General features: G+C 49.8%; 12 protein-coding genes and 1 tRNA gene. 11 read left to right on the top strand and 2 right to left on the bottom strand.

The window, feature by feature from the left end; translation table 11 throughout:
• Positions 1–30: 30 nt before the first annotated feature.
• Entirely contained in the window at positions 31–2,463 is a 2,433-nt protein-coding gene (locus tag W01_RS06245; protein ID WP_173053020.1) for an alpha-amylase family glycosyl hydrolase, read from the bottom strand.
• Positions 2,464–3,034: 571 nt separating this feature from the next.
• On the opposite strand from W01_RS06245, the gene W01_RS06240 reads away from it, so the two are divergent.
• The 10 genes from W01_RS06240 (at position 3,035) to W01_RS06200 (ending at position 13,358) form a co-directional block, all read left to right on the top strand.
• Positions 3,035–3,457: a hypothetical protein gene (locus W01_RS06240; protein ID WP_173053018.1), complete on the top strand. Its 423-nt coding sequence runs from the start codon at positions 3,035–3,037 to the stop codon at positions 3,455–3,457.
• A gap of 75 nt (positions 3,458–3,532) precedes the next feature.
• Positions 3,533–4,414: a hypothetical protein gene (locus tag W01_RS06235; RefSeq protein ID WP_173053016.1), complete on the top strand. Its 882-nt coding sequence runs from the start codon at positions 3,533–3,535 to the stop codon at positions 4,412–4,414.
• A 248-nt stretch (positions 4,415–4,662) separates the two neighbouring features.
• Complete coding sequence (locus tag W01_RS06230; protein ID WP_198421367.1) at positions 4,663–5,508, top strand: CsgG/HfaB family protein; 846 nt, start codon at positions 4,663–4,665, stop codon at positions 5,506–5,508.
• A 455-nt stretch (positions 5,509–5,963) separates the two neighbouring features.
• Positions 5,964–6,632: a dethiobiotin synthase gene (gene bioD, locus W01_RS06225; protein ID WP_173053014.1), complete on the top strand. Its 669-nt coding sequence runs from the start codon at positions 5,964–5,966 to the stop codon at positions 6,630–6,632.
• Positions 6,633–6,816: 184 nt separating this feature from the next.
• Positions 6,817–9,099 carry a DNA translocase FtsK gene (locus W01_RS06220; RefSeq protein ID WP_173053012.1) on the top strand — a complete coding sequence of 761 codons (2,283 nt, stop codon included), beginning with the start codon at positions 6,817–6,819 and terminating at the stop codon, positions 9,097–9,099.
• 65 nt (positions 9,100–9,164) lie between these two features.
• Complete coding sequence (gene lolA / locus W01_RS06215) at positions 9,165–9,776, top strand: outer membrane lipoprotein chaperone LolA (protein WP_173053010.1); 612 nt, start codon at positions 9,165–9,167, stop codon at positions 9,774–9,776.
• 56 nt (positions 9,777–9,832) lie between these two features.
• Positions 9,833–11,161: a replication-associated recombination protein A gene (locus W01_RS06210; protein ID WP_173053008.1), complete on the top strand. Its 1,329-nt coding sequence runs from the start codon at positions 9,833–9,835 to the stop codon at positions 11,159–11,161.
• Between the two features lie 46 nt (positions 11,162–11,207).
• Positions 11,208–12,596 carry a serine--tRNA ligase gene (gene serS, locus W01_RS06205; RefSeq protein ID WP_173053006.1) on the top strand — a complete coding sequence of 463 codons (1,389 nt, stop codon included), beginning with the start codon at positions 11,208–11,210 and terminating at the stop codon, positions 12,594–12,596.
• Positions 12,596–12,730: a hypothetical protein gene (locus W01_RS14405; protein WP_256380136.1), complete on the top strand. Its 135-nt coding sequence runs from the start codon at positions 12,596–12,598 to the stop codon at positions 12,728–12,730. Before serS ends, W01_RS14405 begins: the two co-directional genes overlap by 1 nt.
• A gap of 115 nt (positions 12,731–12,845) precedes the next feature.
• Positions 12,846–13,358, top strand: coding sequence for a hypothetical protein (locus W01_RS06200; RefSeq protein ID WP_173053004.1), 513 nt, complete (start codon positions 12,846–12,848; stop codon positions 13,356–13,358).
• 42 nt (positions 13,359–13,400) lie between these two features.
• Here W01_RS06200 and mltF read toward each other — a convergent pair whose 3' ends face one another.
• Positions 13,401–14,900 (bottom strand): membrane-bound lytic murein transglycosylase MltF, encoded by a 1,500-nt coding sequence (mltF, locus tag W01_RS06195; RefSeq protein ID WP_173053003.1) that lies wholly within the window; start codon positions 14,898–14,900, stop codon positions 13,401–13,403.
• A 49-nt stretch (positions 14,901–14,949) separates the two neighbouring features.
• Here mltF and W01_RS06190 point away from each other — a divergent pair.
• Positions 14,950–15,039, top strand: a tRNA-Ser gene (locus W01_RS06190).
• Positions 15,040–15,077: the final 38 nt, after the last annotated feature.

The raw sequence follows: 15,077 nt of genomic DNA, 5'->3' as shown, positions 1-15,077 counted from the left end.
CAAGAACAAGCTGGTTCATTCTATGGATATTCATTGTTTCACGAGCACCACGAAACTATTGGCAGGGACAGTAACACTGAGACGACCTTGATTGGAGGGGAGAGTGGCACCGCCATTACCCCTGTTTTGGCCACCATAGATGGCAGCGTCACTATTGAATATTTCCTTCCATCCGGCATTAGGAATGGCTAGCAAGTCCTTCTCGATGACGTAGCCATCGGCGAAGGCGGTATTGTTGAAGCTGGCGACGATAATGACTTCCTCATCCCCGCGCCATCGCTTGAAAGCGATCACTCGATTGGAATTCGACAGGTGGAGGATGTCAATGTCCTGGCTGCGGATCGAGCGCAGTCGGCGACTGAGACTTATTAGATCCTGATAAAAGTGAAACATCGCCTTGCCGTTACCAATCCGTTCGCCAATGATATTTTCGCGGTTCAACAGAAAGTGATCGAACGTATAGCGTTTCTGTGCCCCGATCTCCTCGCCCATGAAGAACATGGGAGTGCCCGCCGAAAGCAGGGATAGGCCGAAACATACACGCGAGCGTGCCTCCGCCGTGCGGCGCGTGGCACCAATGACAGGCGCACCATTGACAGCCGTTACCAGGGTCCGTGCCGTGCTACCGGCATTGCCGGCTTCGTCGTGAGATTCGTGGAACACGACCTGGTCAAAACGGCTGTTGTAAAGGGCGCTGGCGAACCAGTCCATCTGTAATGGCTCGTTGCCGCCGAATCCAGCCTGTTTCAATAGGCGTGCCCGATTCCCAGCCATGTCGGAGTCGCCGATCAACTGGTGATAGAACGCCAATTCCCACTTTGCGTTGAAGCCCAGCCCTCCTTGCGCCGCTGGTTTCGTCACCGCGTCCCATCCGGTATGATCTTCCGCAATCAGCATCACCGTAGGCTTGATCATGCGCAGGGTGCGGCTCCACTCCCGCAGAAATTTCTGCCCGAAGATGTTGGCGTTGCCCATCAACCGCCCATCGGCATGAAGCGCGTTGTCGCGGTGAATCGCCTGGGTCAGATCCACGCGCAGCCCATCGACGTGCATTTCTTCAATCAGAAAGGCGGCACTGCTGATGAACTGCTGGCGTACAACTTCTTCCGAAAAACGCGGGGTGAAGCCGGTAGAGCCGTTATCGAGATAGCCGCCCTCCGGAAATGGGCTGCCATCATTTTTTTTGTAGTCAGAAGCGCGCCCTTCATACCAGTAATAAATATTTTCTTCGGGCTTGGTTGAATCATATTGCCACTGAGCACGTTCCGCTTCGTTGTCATAATGGTTGTAGACCACGTCCTGGATGACTGCGATGCCACGCCGGTGACACTCGCGCACGAAATGACGGTACTTGTCGCGGCCTCCAGCGCTGGATTCGATACAGAAGTGGTGGCTGTCGCCATAGCCCCAGGCGGCATTGCCTGAAAACTCTGCCATGGGCAGCAGTTCGATGGCATTCACACCGAGTTCAACGAGATGGTCCAGGAATTGCAGCGCGTCACTCAAATCACCGGGGTCGGGCTTTCCGAACCCCAATGATCCGACATGTAATTCGTAAATAACCAAGTCTTCGAGGTGCGAAGGTACCGGCAGGCCGGACGTAGATTCTCTTGTCCAGAATTCCTCCGAGGGAATGGTGTCCAGTTTCATTCCGCGAGGCGTGGATGCAAAATCTCGGCGCACAACATCGGCATCAATGACAACGCTGCAACTCACAGACCCATCCAGAGTTTCAACCGTCCCCGGCCAAGCAGTCTTGATAGGATTTATATTGCCCCTGCCGATCTGGCTGCGGGAAAATATATCGGTGCGATAGACGTGCTGCCCTTGTGCGTTCAGGATGCGATACATGTAAGGCAGGCTTTTGAACATTTCAAAATCCCCCTGCGGTCCACCTTCCCAGATGCCATCAGCCAGGCGAGAAAGGGTGATCATGGGCAGTACTTGGTTCACTCCGGTATTATCGTTGGCTATGTAGCCGCTGGCCGGATTTCCAAAGACCACTTCCACATTTTTGGCATTGGGAGCCCAAATGGCAAAACGTAGACCGGGTGTGGTGCTTCCAGCGGCGAAGTGTTTGTTGGCTCCCAAGTGACGGTTGTAAGTGAAGTAATAGCGTTCGATCTGGGGTAGGGTCGCCTCGCGGTTGAGCCGAAACTGGCGATAGCGCGCAACGGAATTAATATCCTGCACCTCAGTCGGAATGCTCCAAAAGTTAGCGCCCTGAGGTCCGTCGAGGATCACTCCCCACTTGAAGGTAATATCGTGATCAGCAAGCTGAAGTGAGATCGAGGCCGTAAAGATTGGGCAGCCATCCACGCCGATTTCCTCCTGCATCGGAGATTCCGTCCAGTCATCCGCATATCGGCCGCTCTCGTCCCAGCTGCCGCGCAAGCGGGCGTTGCGAAATATCGACCGTTTAAGGCCGGTAATGAATTGAAATGCCACTGTCTGTATTGTCATGATGATTTCTTATCCTTGACGATCAACATCCAAGTAATATCTAAAGAAGCCAGGTTCAAGTTATCTCGCACAGATAAAGCGAAATTCGCAAGTGGTGGTCGCAAACTAATGCCAGCATTCCCGGCTCCGACAGTTTGCTAGTAGTTAAATATCCCGGTGAGGGTCAAATAGTAGAGTGGCACCCAGAAAAGTGAATAAGCAAATTGCTTATTTTTGATTTATAAAATCTTTAAAGTATGCGGCGCATTAAAATTTTTCCTGCTCCTGGTCTTACGATGTACATGTAAATTTGCATGTACGCAGTGAGAGAAACGTGTCATGCCACAACAAATATATAAGCTGCTTCTTTTGGAGGAAAGTGTCTTCGATATACTTCTTCACCTACATTCGGGCAGAAGACATGAGGACGGTTTAGTGGATTACGCTTTTCCCCCAATTCGGATAGCCACAATATCGAGGTAATATGTTATGTACCGGAGTAAGAAGTTGCCTAATTAAGGCAATTTATCGGAGCGGCTGCGACATTCAGTGATTTTTGACACTAATGCGCAAACTTAGAGGAGTCATCCCAGTGAGTTTGAATTACAGACGGGTTATGTGGGTGGTTGTGGCGCTGCTCCTGACTTTTATAGTGTTGCGAGTATATTTGTACTTCTCTCCGGGTAGCAATCTGGATATTGGTACATACAATATCCACCACCTTTTTATTGGTTTGCTGTTAATTACATTCGCGGGTTTACCTCTTGTCCTGTTTCATGGTAATAGTCGAAAACTGGATGTAGCGGCTATAGCGTTCGGAGCAGGGCTGAGTATGGCTCTCGACGAGTGGGTCTACCTCATTGCCACTGATGGAAGTGACGCTTCGTATCTCCTGCCGATTTCCTTATGGGGTGGGGTAATAATGATAGGTTTGGCTGCAAGTTATGCACTTGGCTTAGCATTTTTTGCTTATCGGTGTGAACGCGCTAACTCGGCGTTCAACTCGGATACGTAAAAACAGCGCGCAAGTTAGCACCGCATTAATCATGTGGAATAGTTATCTGAAAATTTGCCAGGCGAAATAATAATGGTGTTCAAAATTGGATTATTTCCTATTATATTAAGTATTATTTTGGTGGGTTTCTTTGCGGCCAAAGCGGCAAGAATGCGTGGCAAAAATCCGTGGCTGTGGGGAAGTTTAACCGTTGCTGTGATTACTGCGGTGACATGGCAACATTTGCCAGTATGGGCGGAGACTATCTTTTATCGAGGGACGACAAAGCAATCGGCTATTCCCCAACGGAAGGTTATCAGCCTGGAAGAGGCTAAAAAAATCAGTATTCGCGTAAGTATGGATGGCGTTAATTTTGATGTACCGCTTATATATAGTTTTAATGGATACAACCCGCAATTACACGGCTGGAGAAGTGTGCCGCGAGGGCAGATTGAAGGTAAGAAAAGGCCAATTGTAGATTTCATCAAAATCGATGCCATATTGCCGGGGCTTTCTCCGGTAAGTGATGAGAATCTAGCGCAATTTGAAAAATTAGCATGGCGACAAAACATGCACGCCTCTATTGCGCATATGAGACCGTGGGATTATTACTTCAAATATTTTTTCGAGAGATTACAGCGGCAACCCGATTTGCCGAAATTGCCCGGAATGTTGCATTACTACGACCCATCCGCTAAGGCAGATATATTCTTTAGTCATGATCACCCTACTGACGAACTGGTGCGTATCCGGTGTGCTGATGAGAATTTTTTTCACAGTGCATTTCCAATTTGTGTAGTGGAAACCTCTTATAGCCCTGCGCCGGAGGTGGCGCTATCTAAGTCCGTAAAAAAGACGGTTTTCTATCTGAGGTATGAACTGCCCAGTCAATACATTGCACAATGGCAACCGATAGGTCAGAAGCTGAAATCTCGGTTTGATCAGATGGTTAGCACTAACGCTACATCGTTACATTGATTTGTGGCGAAAATTTATGAGATGAGTGGATTATGAGTATAGGAGATGGATAACGGCTTGCGCATAGTTTTATTTAGAAGAGGCTGTATATAAATCCAATGTCAATTCAGGGTACCTCGTACAGCTATGAAGCTGTAGTATAATTTTTAAAGTTTTATCAGCTGCATCCATAATGAGTAAATATTTGTAATAACAAAGTATTTACTTAAATATTCAATAATACAAAAAATTAAGGGGGGGGGTAAATTATGAAGAATGTTTCTAACGGTTTCTGCCGTACAACCACGGTAACGGTTGTTTCTATTTTCATGGCGAGTTGTGCTTTCCTGGCGGGTTGTGCTGACATGAAGATGGGGTCTCAGGAAGCGAAAACGACCGCCACTGGCTCTGCCGGTGGCGCAACATCACAGAACGCCAACAGCAAGCTTGAAAAATGTGCTGAATCTCTGGGTACCTTGGCAGTCGTCGAGGATACCAACGCCCCATGGTATGGCATCTTAACTGGGCAAATGAAACTAGGATCCACTACTCCCGTGCTTAAGATGCTTGTTCAACAGTCTAACTGCTTTGTGGTTGTAGACCGGGGGCGTGCGATGGGTAATATGATGGGCGAACGTGCACTGGCGGAATCGGGAGAATTGCGCAATAACTCTAAGTTCCAAAAAGGGCAAATGGTAGCGGCCGACTTCTCTATGAGTCCTTCTATCACGTTCAGTAATACGAATGCCGGAGGCGCGGGTGCTGCTCTTGGTGGCCTCTTTGGGTCCGTTGGTGCTCTATTGGGCGGCAGTATGTCTGCTAAAGAGTCCAGCACCATGTTGACCTTGGTTGATAACCGTTCTGGCGTTCAGCTAGCTGCAGCTGAGGGTAGTTCACGCAATATGGACTTTGGATTCTTGGGCGGCTTATTCGGAAGTGCGCTTGGCGGGGCAGGTGGAGGTTATTCCAACACTGCAGAAGGAAAGGTTATCGTTGCCGCTTTTACCGATTCCTATAATAATCTGGTGAAAGCAGTGCGTTCTTATAAAGCACAAGAGGTCAAAGGCGGGCTTGGAACGGGCGGTCACCTGGGTGTTCAGGGTGGAGGAAATTAGGAAATAAATAGGTACGAGGAAAATTATTCCTAAAATAAGTTTCCTTAATATGCACATTGCGAGCTATTCAGGTTGCGATGTGCATAAATTAATACTATGTAAAATTTAAAGAGACAAGGTCTTAGTAATACAGAAATACTAAATGCCATCATACAAAATGTGTCCCTTTTTGCATTATGCAAGGGAACATTCAACACGCGTTACGTCGCCTGATGACAATTCAGGCAGCTTCATTTCGGTTTCGGGCTTGACACACCACATTTATTCTTTGGTTATGGGTGAATGTGATGGTTAAGTTTCTTGCCCACATCATTAGAATTGCAGCCCTTAATAGATCTTGCTGGAACCAAGTATTATGACCCTATGCCTGTGGCGATTGATTCATTCAGTACCAGCCTGCTATGCATCGAACCCCCTAGCGTGAGTGCAGGAAACCTGGACATTAAGGGATAAAAATGAGTTATTTTATAACAGGCACCGATACTGGAGTTGGCAAGACGCTGATCAGTGGCGCATTGTTGCATGCCTTTGCTGCGCAAGGACAGCGTGTAGTCGGCATGAAGCCGGTGGCGGTGGGTTGTGACGACAACGGGCATAATCAGGATGTGAAACAATTGCAGGCGGCCAGCAATGTACTGGTGAGCTATGGCCAGATCAATCCCTATAGTTTTCTAGATCCTATCGCGCCGCACATTGCTGCGCGGAATGCAGGTGTGCGCATCGATTTTGCACGCATCCTGACGTCATATCACGAGCTGGCATCACAAGCGGATGTGGTGATCGTAGAAGGCGCAGGAGGATTTAGAGTGCCGCTGAATAACAATCAAGATATCGCCGATCTGGCTATGCAATTGGGTTTGCCTGTTATTTTGGTGGTGGGCATGCGTTTGGGTTGTCTTAACCATGCGTTGCTGACAGCAAGCGCGATTGAGGCATGTGGATTAAAATGTGCCGGCTGGGTGGCCAATGTGCTGGATGCTGACATGCTCGCGCTACAAGCCAATATTGTGGCATTGCAGCAACGTTTGCTCGCACCGCTGCTTGGCGTGGTACCTTGGCAGCCGCAGCCGGATGCGAGGATGGTAGCCTTGCAACTCAAACTTGAATTGCTGGAGGAAATATAGCGGTTCAGTTCAGAGTTGAGAGGCTGTATAAATTTGTTATTCCTTTAAGAAGCAGCATGGCCCGTGCCGAATTGCATACGCAGGCTAACGATTGTTACGGCACATGGCGTGCCAAGATCTTGAGCGGGTAGCGCTAGACCTCGCTGTAAGATGTGAAAGTCAAAAAATGGGGTATGAACGCACTATGGCGTTATTGAGTAGCAAGCTTGAAAAACCCTCTCCGCTATCAGGTCGATTAGCTGCATTGCTGCGCGAATCGCGCTTGCTGTTGCTGGTTGCGGTGGCAATTTATTTAATTCTAATTTTGTATGGTTATGATCGGAATGATCCTGCCTGGTCAAATAGTGCCAGCAATGCTGTGCTACATAATTCGGGCGGCGTGTTCGGTGCTTGGCTGGCGGACGTACTGCTGTATGTATTCGGTTTTTCTGCCTGGTGGTGGGTTGCATTTCTGTTGCAGCAGATATGGGTGGATTATCGCGGCATATCGCAAAACAGCCTGTTCGATCGACGTGCTTTATGGGTAGCGCTGATCGGTTTTGTCGTGTTATTGCTGGCCAGCAGCTCATTGGAAGCGTTGCGGTTGCATACACTGAAGGCTGCGCTGCCACTCGCGCCAGGCGGTATGTTGGGTATGGTGCTGGGTGAGGGGTTGGCGCACTTGCTGGGGTTTACCGGTGCCACTTTGTTTTTGCTGGTGTTGATGGCCATTGGATTTAGTGTGTTCAGTGGTTTGTCGTGGCTGCGGTTCACTGATCGATCAGGGGCAGCTCTTGAAGCTTTTTATTTCTGGGCGCAGAACGCGTGGCTGACCTGGCAGGACAAGCGTGTCGGTGCACAATCATTGAATGAGCGCCAGGTGGTGGTGGAAGAAGAAAAAAAACGTGTAGAGAACCATCTGCCGATATATATCGAGCAGCCACTGATTGAAGTGCGACAGTCTGCGCGCGTGTCGGAAGAGAAACAGGTGCCATTGTTCCCGGACATGCCGGACTCGCCGCTACCACCGCTGCATCTGCTGGATCAGCCCGTACATGAAGTTGAAATGTTGTCTGCCGACACCTTGGAATTTACTTCACGTTTGATTGAACGCAAACTCAAGGATTTCTGCGTGGAAGTGAAAGTTGTGGCGGCCTATCCGGGGCCGGTCATCACGCGCTATGAGATTGAGCCTGCAGTGGGGGTAAAGGGCAGCCAGATTACCAGTCTGGTGAGAGACTTGGCGCGTGCGCTATCGGTGGTCAGCATCCGCGTGGTGGAAACTATCCCCGGCAAATCCTACATGGCGCTGGAATTGCCTAATCCGAAGCGGCAGATGGTGCGGTTGTCCGAAATTCTCAGCTCGCAGGATTACGCGGGCATGAATTCGTCGCTCACTATGGCAATGGGCAAGGATATTTCCGGCAAACCCGTGGTTGCCGATCTGGGCAAGATGCCGCATGTCCTGGTGGCGGGTACCACCGGTTCCGGCAAGTCGGTGGCGATCAATGCCATGATTCTGAGCCTGCTCTACAAGGCCACACCGCAGCAGGTACGGTTATTGCTGGTTGATCCCAAGATGCTTGAGCTGTCCGTGTATGAAGGTATTCCTCACCTGCTAGCTCCCGTGGTGACTGACATGCGCCAAGCTGCGTCTGCGCTCAACTGGTGCGTGCAGGAAATGGACAAACGTTATCGTCTGATGTCGTCCCTCGGTGTGCGCAACATTGCCGGCTATAACCAGAAGGTGCGCGATGCCATTAAGGCGGATCAACCGCTGACCAATCCCTTCACGCTTACTCCGGAAAACCCTGAAGCGGCAGAAGAATTACCGTTCATCGTGGTGTTTATTGATGAGTTGGCCGATCTGATGATGGTAGTGGGCAAGAAGGTCGAGGTGTTGATTGCGCGTCTGGCGCAGAAGGCGCGTGCTTCTGGTATTCATCTGGTATTGGCGACGCAACGTCCTTCGGTGGATGTAATCACGGGCCTGATCAAGGCCAACGTTCCAACACGCGTGGCGTTTCAGGTGTCCAGCAAGATCGATTCGCGCACCATCCTCGATCAGATGGGTGCGGAAGCATTGCTTGGCCAAGGCGACATGCTTTATTTACCGCCGGGTACCGGCTACCCGCAGCGAGTGCATGGTGCTTTCGTTTCTGACCAGGAAGTGCACCGCGTCGCAGAATATCTCAAGGCGCTGGGCATACCGCAATATGTTGAAGGCGTGCTAACTTCGTTGGATGAACTTGAAGCGGGCGGTGAAGTCGAAAGCGGAGGCAGTGTAGAAGCCGATGCCCTATATGATCAGGCGGTAGACATCGTTTTGAAATCGCGCCGTGCTTCTATCTCGCTGGTGCAGCGCCATTTGCGTATTGGCTACAATCGTGCCGCGCGTTTGGTAGAACAGATGGAGCGCGCCGGAGTGGTGACGCCCATGCAGAGTAATGGCAACCGTGAAGTGATTGCACCTGCCAGGCAGGAGTAATCAGTTAAACCCTAATTCATCTGACATCTCCCGACAAGGAGAAGTCATGCAGAGAGGAATTCCACATGTTCAAGTTTTTTATTTTTTTATTTTTTGTTTTGCCTCTTTCAGCGTATGCCGGAGCCACTGATAAACTGAAAAATTTCATTGCCTCTACGCATTCAGCACAGGCCAATTTTACGCAGGAGGTTCTGGATAAAAGTGGCAAGCGTATTCAGTCGGCTTCCGGCACCATGCAGTTTGTACGGCCTGGAAAATTTCGCTGGGTCTACCAGAAGCCTTTTGAACAATTGATCGTGGGCGACGGTGAGAAATTCTGGCTGCATGACGTGGAACTTAATCAGGTTACAGTGAAAAAAATAGATGCCGCGCTGGGTAGCAGCCCGGCGGCACTCTTGTCCGGTAGCAATGAAATTGAACGCGGCTTTGAGTTGAAAGACAACGGAACCAAGAATAGCCTGGAATGGCTGCAAGCCACGCCCCGTGCGCAGGACACCAGCTTTGAGAAAATTCTCATGGGGTTTAACGCGCAATCCGAGCTGATGGTCATGGAATTGCAAGATGCCTTTGGCCACACCACCGTGCTTCGTTTTTCGAAGCTGCAACGCAACCCGAAACTATCACCGCAGTTGTTCAAGTTTGTGCCGCCTAAAGGGGCGGACGTACTGGGTGAATAAGTTTTTCCCCGGCTTGGCTTATTTGGGGAATAAGATTATTTTGTTATTTCCGGATTATGTTCCCCACTCGCGATAACCTGTTCGATCCGCCTGCACCCGCCGCGCCCCTGGCCGAGCGTCTGCGCCCCAAGCACATTGACGAGGTTATCGGGCAATCTCATCTGCTTGGACCGGGCCGGCCGCTACGCTTGGCGTTTGAATCCGGCAAGCTGCATTCCATGATTCTGTGGGGACCACCCGGAGTGGGCAAGACCACCTTGGCCAGACTCATGGCCTCGGTCTTTGATGCCGAGTTCGTGCCGCTATCGGCAGTACTGTCCGGAGTAAAAGACATCCGCGATGCTATAGCGCAGGCGCAGCACACCTTGCAGCAGAGCGGGCGCCACACCATTTTATTCGTGGACGAGGTACATCGTTTTAATAAATCACAGCAGGATGCATTTCTGCCTTACGTCGAACAGGGCTTGGTCACCTTCATCGGCGCGACCACCGAAAATCCTTCATTTGAAGTGATTAGCGCGTTGTTGTCACGTGCCCAGGTTTATTTGCTGCAAGCCTTGTCCGAGGCGGAGTTGAATCAATTGTTCAAACGCACGCAACAGCTTGCTTTGCCGGATTTGGAATTTGACGATGCGGTACGTGAACGCATCGTCGGCTATGCCGATGGTGACGCGCGCCGCTTGCTCAACGTGCTTGAGCAGTTGCAAACCGCCGCTCAGACTGCACATGTTACGCGCATTGATGCCGACTTCCTGGACAACGCTTTGGCGCAGAACCTGCGTCGTTTCGATAAAGGTGGCGAAGCATTTTATGATCAGATCTCCGCCCTGCATAAATCGGTGCGAGGTTCCAATCCTGATGCTGCTCTGTATTGGCTGGTGCGTATGCTGGATGGCGGTGCCGATCCGCGTTACCTGGCGCGACGCATTGTGCGTATGGCATGGGAAGATATTGGCTTGGCCGATCCGAGAGCGATTCAATTAACGATGGATGCCGCCCAGACTTACGAGCAACTGGGCTCGCCGGAAGGCGAGTTGGCATTAGCGCAGGCAGTGCTCTACCTGGCAGCTGCGGCCAAGTCGAATGCGGGTTATGTCGCGTATAATGCCGCCCGCGCCTTGGTCGCCCAAGATGGATCGCGTCCGGTACCGTTACATTTGCGCAATGCGCCAACCAAATTGATGAAACAGCTTGATTACGGTAAGGACTATCGTTACGCACACAATGAAGTGGAAGGCTATGCAGCCGGTGAAAATTATTTTCCAGAGGGGTTGCTGGGGGTAAGTTTTTACCAACCTGCCGAGCGAGGCTTGGAAGCGAAAATCGCAGAAAAACTAGCTCACCTTCGTGAGCTGGATGCTGCGGCAAAGAGAAATGAAAAATGATTGCAGCATGTAACCGAGTGAGGGTTGCATCGCGTTGGAGGGGAACATGTTAGATCTACAAGCATTACGCAATGATTTGGACGGCGTGGCGATACGTCTGGCAACACGGGGTTACCTGTTGGATACGATTCGTTTCGAGCAGCTGGAGAGTGCACGTAAAACAATTCAAACACGCACGCAAGAGCTACAAGCCAAGCGCAATGCTACTTCCAAACAGATTGGTATGGGCAAGGCCAAGGGCGAGGATGTGTCGGCCATCATGGCGGAAGTGGCGGGCTTGGGCGATGAACTTAAGGAGCTTGAGGCGCAACTTGAGCATGTGCAGCAAGATTTGCAGGATTTCCTCTCGGTTATCCCTAACACACCGCACATCAGTGTGCCGACAGGAAAGTCAGAGGCCGATAATGTTGAAATACGCCGCATAGGATCGCCACCTGAATTTGATTTTGAAGTTAAGGATCACGTCAGTATCGGCGAAGGCTTGGGCGGCCTGGATTTCGAAACCGCGACGAAGATCGCCGGTGCGCGTTTCTCGTTGCTGAAAGGACCGCTGGCCAGGCTGCACCGTGCGCTGGCGCAGTTCATGCTGGACACGCATACAGAGCAGCACGGTTACACCGAGACCTATGTGCCTTATCTGGTTAATGCAGATTCCATGCGCGGCACTGGTCAATTGCCGAAGTTTAAAGTTGACTTGTTTGGTACTCTGGATCACGGTAATTTCCAAATCACTGACACAGAGCTCCTTAATGAAATTAGGCAGCAGGCAAATTCTAAGGATGAGCATGAAATCTTCAATGGATTGGATAAATTCATTGAGGCCAGAAGAGGGCTATATCTGATTCCCACGGCTGAAGTTCCGGTGACCAACATGGTGCGTGACAGCATCACGCCGCTAGAGAAACTGCCGCTGAAATTTGTGGCGCATACCCCCTGCTTTCGCAGTGAGGCCGGCTCTTACGGACGTGATACGCGTGGCATGATTCGCCAGCATCAATTCGACAAGGTGGAGTTGGTGCAGATTGTGCATCCTGAGCAATCCTATGACGCGTTGGAGCAATTGCTAGCACATGCCGAAACGATTTTGCAAAAACTGGCTTTGCCATACCGGGTAATGAAACTGTGTACGGGTGATATGGGTTTTTCTGCCGCCATGACTTACGACATTGAAGTTTGGTTGCCGGCCCAGAATGCTTACCGTGAGATTTCTTCCTGCTCCAATTTTGAAGCCTTCCAGGCACGGCGTATGCAGGCGCGCTTCCGAAATGAACAGGGAAAGCCGGAATTGCTGCATACCGTAAACGGTTCCGGTCTTGCGGTAGGGCGTACATTGGTTGCTCTCCTGGAGAATTACCAGCAAGCTGATGGGAGTGTTGTTGTACCTGAGGTGTTACGTCCTTATATGGGAAAACTCGAATATATCAGGGCGTCGTGATGATCATGGTTGTCGCAATGAGGAATGGTGTGATTAACGTATCGAAGATGTGTGAGAAGGTGATGTCACGAGGTGGATATGTCACTTATCCGGTGGATGGCGCTACGCTTTCTCGCCTTGTCGAGCTATACTAAAAAATTTTGGAAGTTTAAAATGTGGTGACCTATACCATTCCCTGCCGTAATGAATATTTTAAAAATGTGTCTGCCGGATAGGCAGACGTTGTTGCATGAGTACAAGGAGATAGAAATGGAAATACCGGGAATTTCAACATTAAGCACTATTTTGAAGCGCCCCATTGAGCTCAGAAGTGATGCTCTTGTCCAGCGCAGAGAACTGGCAGCTGAGTTGCAGGAAAACTGCCAAAAACTGGCAATTTTTTTTAAAAATGCGCTTCGTATTGCTAAACAAGTGAACGAAGTGGATTCTGAAACATCTGAAAATAAAATCATGAATCTGATGGATGGTTTAAAGCATGTGGATAGCACATTTCTGGAAGAGGAAAGTCCAGTTCTTCAGCATTTGGCAATCGACATGCGATTCAAGGATTTCGCAAAAAGTTGCGCAGATTTTTATCAATCAGCCCTTAACCTGAAACATCTTCTTAATGAGAATATACCGGATTCAATAGCTCTCAAAGCTCTGTGTAAAGAGGGAGGTTTGTTAAAGGTGACAGGCGCTTGGCAAGGTGAACTTGAAACAATGCTGACCCGTGTCAATCAAGAGTACATGAAAGTTATGGCTATTAAGTTCTCTTGGTGAATCGTGAAGTGGTATGAAAATCTGGAGATGGGGCGAGCTGAATTAGCGTGCGGGCTGCACCCCGTTTCTTGCAGGGTGATAGATACTAAGAGATTCACTGGGCTCAGATAGACTATTAATGGCATTTGAGGATGAGAGGCGCGGTGCTTCATTCTTGCTCTTTTCCAATATCTTATAATCTTGCGCTGGAGGAATCAGTCGCGGCACGCTGCCTATAGGCAGGCTATTTAACATGTCATGGTTCATACGCACCATCTCAACCAGATTGACCGCTTCGCCCCCGCGTGCATAACCGTATTTGGTCTTTTCAAAATACAGTGGTTGCGCTAGTAGCGGCATCACTTTCTTTACATCTGCCCATTTATCTGGATCGTGACCTTGTTGTTGTGTCAGCTTGCGTGCATCCTCCAGGTGCCCATATCCTTGGTTATAAGCTGCCAGGGCTAGCCAGGTACGATCGGGTTCATTGATGCGTAGTGGCAGTTGTTCCTTCAGTAATAGCAGGTATTTTGCACCGCCAATAATGCTTTGGCGTGCATTTAGCCGGTTGGTTACACCCATACGGTCTGCTGTGTCTTCAGTCAGCATCATCATGCCGCGCACTTTTGTAGGCGAAGTGGCAAGCGGATCCCAATGCGATTCCTGATAGGCGAGAGCGGCGATTAGTTGCCACTCCATCCCGGTTAAAGTAGCAGCTTCCTCAAACAGACTTCGAATATGTGGTAACACAGTTCGCGCTTTGGTGATAAATGCAACTGCGTCGTCTGATTCCAGTTGTTTGTTGTGTCCGTAATAGTGACCCAGCAGGCGGTGCAAAGTGCCATCTTGTTTAATGAAAGTGAAAAATTTTTGTGCTTCTGCCAATAACTCAGCGTCGGCGTCCGGTGCAAATGTCCAAGCTAGCTTGGAAGGTGTAGCGATATCGAGTGTGGAATCCAGGTTGGGATGGTAATTGCGTGCCAGCGCCAGCTGTTCCTCGTTGGCGACGGTGCATTCCAGCTTGCCCTCCGCCACCTCTTTCAGTAGCTGTGCAACTGACTGATTGGGGCGTATGTGCCAGTGCAGCGCTGGAAACTTCTTGCGTGCTTCATGCAAGGCAGCTTCTTGTGCGGAGCCAGCCACGATGGTGATATTTTTTTTGAGGAGCCCCTCCATGCGTCGTAGCGGCACGCCATTGCATACCGCCTGCTCACTTACAGTTTGATAGGATGGTCCAAATCTTGCGCTCTCATTATCGTTGCTCCGTGATCCAGATGCAGCGAAATGGGCATTGTTCGTCACAATGGACTGCATCACTTGATCGAGCGGCAATGGTATAAACTTTATTTTTACGTGCAATTGTTCGGCAAAAAGATTAACGAGCTGGAGCTCGAATTCAGAATCTACACTATTCTCACCTGGCACTACGATGACCGTTAATTCTTCTCGCCATGGTTTTTTGGATGGTTCTTCAGGCGCACAGGCAACGAGCAAAGCGATATTCAGCAATGCAAGTGCGAAGAGTCTTGTTTTTGAAAGGAATGAATGTAGAGACTTGATCATATGAACATTCTGCCTGATTTTATGCTTTGATGGTAAAATCAAGCTCTATGGAGAGGTGGCAGAGTGGTCGAATGCGACAGACTCGAAATCTGTTGTACGGTTTTCCGTACCGTGGGTTCGAATCCCACCCTCTCCGCCAGATTGGCATCCTAACTCGCCCGATATAGTCAGAAAAAC

The organism is Candidatus Nitrotoga sp. AM1P, from assembly GCF_013168275.1.
Classification (GTDB): Bacteria; Pseudomonadota; Gammaproteobacteria; order Burkholderiales; family Gallionellaceae; genus Nitrotoga.
The sequence above is the reverse complement of the archived record's forward strand: the minus strand, read 5'-3'. Positions and strand labels throughout refer to the sequence as shown.

Coding starts and splice junctions, on each gene's coding strand:
- W01_RS06245 (WP_173053020.1), bottom strand. CDS start 2,463: ATGACAATACAGACAGTGGCATTTCAATTCATTACCGGCCTTAAACGG.
- W01_RS06230 (WP_198421367.1), top strand. CDS start 4,663: ATGAAGAATGTTTCTAACGGTTTCTGCCGTACAACCACGGTAACGGTT.
- bioD (WP_173053014.1), top strand. CDS start 5,964: ATGAGTTATTTTATAACAGGCACCGATACTGGAGTTGGCAAGACGCTG.
- W01_RS06220 (WP_173053012.1), top strand. CDS start 6,817: ATGGCGTTATTGAGTAGCAAGCTTGAAAAACCCTCTCCGCTATCAGGT.
- lolA (WP_173053010.1), top strand. CDS start 9,165: ATGTTCAAGTTTTTTATTTTTTTATTTTTTGTTTTGCCTCTTTCAGCG.
- W01_RS06210 (WP_173053008.1), top strand. CDS start 9,833: ATGTTCCCCACTCGCGATAACCTGTTCGATCCGCCTGCACCCGCCGCG.
- serS (WP_173053006.1), top strand. CDS start 11,208: ATGTTAGATCTACAAGCATTACGCAATGATTTGGACGGCGTGGCGATA.
- W01_RS14405 (WP_256380136.1), top strand. CDS start 12,596: ATGATCATGGTTGTCGCAATGAGGAATGGTGTGATTAACGTATCGAAG.
- W01_RS06200 (WP_173053004.1), top strand. CDS start 12,846: ATGGAAATACCGGGAATTTCAACATTAAGCACTATTTTGAAGCGCCCC.
- mltF (WP_173053003.1), bottom strand. CDS start 14,900: ATGATCAAGTCTCTACATTCATTCCTTTCAAAAACAAGACTCTTCGCA.